At 46.7% G+C, this 2,887-nt stretch carries 4 protein-coding genes; 3 read left to right on the top strand and 1 reads right to left on the bottom strand.

The window, feature by feature from the left end; translation table 11 throughout:
- A partial coding sequence (locus MHN01_RS23100; protein WP_239413693.1) for an efflux RND transporter permease subunit occupies positions 1-373 on the top strand: 373 nt, incomplete at its 5' end.
- Between the two features lie 70 nt (positions 374-443).
- Here the strand turns inward: MHN01_RS23100 and MHN01_RS23095 are convergent.
- Complete coding sequence (locus MHN01_RS23095; RefSeq protein ID WP_239413692.1) at positions 444-1,514, bottom strand: trypsin-like serine protease; 1,071 nt, start codon at positions 1,512-1,514, stop codon at positions 444-446.
- Positions 1,515-1,781: 267 nt separating this feature from the next.
- Between MHN01_RS23095 and MHN01_RS23090 the strand changes: the two genes are divergently transcribed.
- Together MHN01_RS23090 and MHN01_RS23085 are read left to right on the top strand one after the other, a co-directional pair.
- Complete coding sequence (locus MHN01_RS23090; RefSeq protein ID WP_239413691.1) at positions 1,782-2,606, top strand: DUF5718 family protein; 825 nt, start codon at positions 1,782-1,784, stop codon at positions 2,604-2,606.
- A gap of 61 nt (positions 2,607-2,667) precedes the next feature.
- Positions 2,668-2,887 (top strand): nucleotidyltransferase family protein (locus tag MHN01_RS23085; RefSeq protein WP_370646549.1); only part of this gene is annotated, 220 nt, incomplete at its 3' end.

Here is a 2,887-nt window from a genome sequence, read left to right as displayed (position 1 = left end):
TGCACAGATTGGTCTGGTACTTTTGATTGCCCTGGCCGCGAAGAACGCCATCTTGATTGTCGAATTTGCGAAAATTGAGCGGGAAGAAAAAGAGCTGGACATTGAGCAGGCGTCGGTCCGTGGTGGTAAATTACGTTTCCGTGCGGTTAACATGACATCTTGGTCATTTATTCTCGGCATCACACCATTGATATTTGCTTCGGGCGCTGGTCATATTAGCCAGAACTCTTTGGGCATCTCACTAACAGGCGGGTTGTTATGCGTATTACTGGCAGGTACCTTCCTGATCCCTGGTTTCTTTGCGCTGGTCCAACGTCGCCGAGAGAAATTCCATGGCGGGTCAACAAAAGTTGTTGCGCTTGAAGATACTTAATTTAACACAAAACTATTAATGCAAAAGGGCTCCTAATGGAGCCCTTTCTATATTCTTAGAAGCTGTGTTGTTAGCGATGACGGCGCATAAGGCCAATTAGCGATAGCAGGCCAAGTCCCCATAGCGGCACAGAGCCACCAGATGAACCACCGGAAGAACCAGAGCTTTTTGGTCGGTCTTCAACGACTATAAATGGATCCTGGCTTAAGGTTGGGGTAGGGATCGCCGAAAGACTAAAAGATGGGTTACTGTCTTCCGCCTGAATTGTCGTTTCTATCCAGCTACGGTACGAGGCTAACTGCGAGTACTGCCCGTTAAGCTGGAAAGCCGGGTTATCTGCATTGTCATTTTTGTCGCTACATTTAGCACCATTACTCGTCACACCGACAAGGCGTAAGCCCTTGTCAGTATCAGCAATCGCGCTTGGGTTCTGCCAAATGATTGGCCCGCCAGAATCCCCGGCACAGACATCCTTGATCAAGCCTGCAATATTGGTGTCAGCACAGACAAAACTGTCGTTGTCCGTCATCGTATTATTGCACTGGTCATCCGGGATACCGCCAAGCTTGACGACCTGAAGCTCTTTTGGTGAGTCTCCATTGGTGACAGTGTCACCCCATCCGGAAGCGATCAGGTTTCCTCTGGAATCAGCACCGGCTACCCAGGTATTGGCAAAGTCCTGATCAGCAGCTGCTTGTTCGGCAGCGGTTGCAATTTTGATCGGTTGGGCGACGCTATATAGCGAGCGATCAACACGGAACAGGGCCACATCATGATTGATGTTAGTGTCATCATAGTTTGGGTGTGCAATACGTTTAACGACGTTGAACTTATATTTATCATCCAGTTGGCTGAAATCGCCCTGTGGAATATTAGAGGTTCCGGCAACCACAACATTCCCAATTTGGATAATGTTACAGTGAGCAGCCGTTACTACCCAGTTTTCACTGATAACAACAGCGCCACAGCCGGTAGAGTCAGTAAAGGTTTGCTTTATCGCAGCTTGCCAAGGCAGTAATAAACTGCCGTAGGAGGAGGCATCGTTACCGTTGATGACTTTAGTTTCCGGGGTGGCAGCACTACTTGGTGTTGAAGCTATCGCAAGAAGAATAGCTGTCGCCCCAATGGTTGTTTTATACATCCTGTTACCTAGTGAACGTCGTTTTTTATTGCAGCTAACTATATATAGGCAAAGCGAATAAGTCTATACAGATAGCTTCGTTATGTGCTGTATGTTGTTGCATGAAAAATAAGTTGTGCTGTGGATGCTAAATCGAAAACTGTATTATTTCTGTGCAATGGGCAACCGAATCATTGAGCTGGCACAAAGACTCAACCATTGATGAGTGATTCCTGCAGGCTATATCGTTATGATGTTATTAGTTTTTCCAGAGTGAATTAGATAGTTATGGTATTTAGACATGTAATTGGTTTTGGCGTTGCCGGTAATTTTGCTGGTCACCTTGAGCAAGCAGGTGAAGCAAATGACTTTTTGACGGTTGAGGTGAAAGAAGCTGTTCAGCCAAAAGCAATTTTTCCATTTTATGTTCCTTCGGACAAAGCTGGGTTCTTGGCGACTTACCCATTATCCTCGGACACAATTACCCCACCGAATGAAGCGGATAACTTACAGATTGAGCCAGAAGTTGCGTTGCTTTGTGATTTTCAATATCAGGACAACAAAGTGGTTGGGTTAAAGCCGGTTAAGTTTGCAGCGTATAACGATTGTTCAATTCGTAAACCTAATGCCAACAAAATCAGTGAAAAGAAAAACTGGGGAGCGAGTACAAAAGGGATCGCCAGCCAGATGTTCGAGCTGGACGGGTTGACGGAGGGCGGCGAGCTTGATCGCTACCGAATTGCAAGTTTTCACCAGCGAGCTGATCAGGTAGAGCGATACGGTGAAGATAGCCCTGTGATCGGGTATAGCTATTTTCATGAAAAGCTGTTGGGTTGGATTGTCGACCGTATGAACAACCAACGGGATGTTGGTCCGACTGAAAACATCGCTGAACACCTCGCGAACGCAAGCTATCCCGAGCAGGCATTGATCAGTATCGGTGCAACCCGCTATACCGAATACGGTGAAACTACCTTCTTGCAATCTGGCGATACCAGTATGGTTGTTGTGTATGATGGCGAGAAATATTCCGCACAGGACATTGCGGCTATGGCCGAAAAGGCAGATTTCCCGCAGGATGGTATCTCTTCACTTATTCAGAAGGTTGTCTAGCCGCTGCGTATATTTCTCGTTTGTATTGATTTTGCGGTGTGCAGGGTAAGGGTGTTTGAAAGTGAGCAGATTTGAAGAAAAGACTAGCCAGCTATTAGTTGGCGACGAGTTACGAATGGCCTGTTTAGAGGCGGCGCGTACGCTAAAGTTGCCTGATTGGTATCTGGGGGCCGGTTTTCTGAGAAACGCTATCTGGGATCACCTGCATGGCAAAACGAGCATGACCCCGCTTAACGATGTTGATGTCGTCTATTTTGATGCAGAGGATACTTCGTTAAGAT

Origin of the sequence: Photobacterium sp. OFAV2-7 (assembly GCF_022347985.1) — a bacterium.
Taxonomy (GTDB): Bacteria; Pseudomonadota; Gammaproteobacteria; order Enterobacterales; family Vibrionaceae; genus Photobacterium.
This window is presented reverse-complemented; position numbering and strand designations above follow the sequence as displayed.